Raw genomic sequence first — 255 nt, forward strand, 5'->3', positions numbered from 1 at the left:
GCCTGCGCGCGCTTTACGCCCAATAATTCCGGACAACGCTTGCCACCTACGTATTACCGCGGCTGCTGGCACGTAGTTAGCCGTGGCTTTCTGGTTAGGTACCGTCAAGGTACCGGCAGTTACTCCGATACTTGTTCTTCCCTAACAACAGAGCTTTACGACCCGAAGGCCTTCATCGCTCACGCGGCGTTGCTCCGTCAGACTTTCGTCCATTGCGGAAGATTCCCTACTGCTGCCTCCCGTAGGAGTCTGGGC

1 rRNA gene is annotated in these 255 nt (G+C 56.9%); it reads right to left on the minus strand.

Annotated features, from left to right (window positions below):
- Window positions 1-255: ribosomal RNA gene (locus tag M3189_RS26725) — 16S ribosomal RNA — on the minus strand; the annotation flags it as partial.

The organism is Neobacillus niacini (assembly GCF_023715415.1).
GTDB classification, from domain to species: domain Bacteria; phylum Bacillota; class Bacilli; order Bacillales; family Cytobacillaceae; genus Neobacillus; species Neobacillus niacini_C.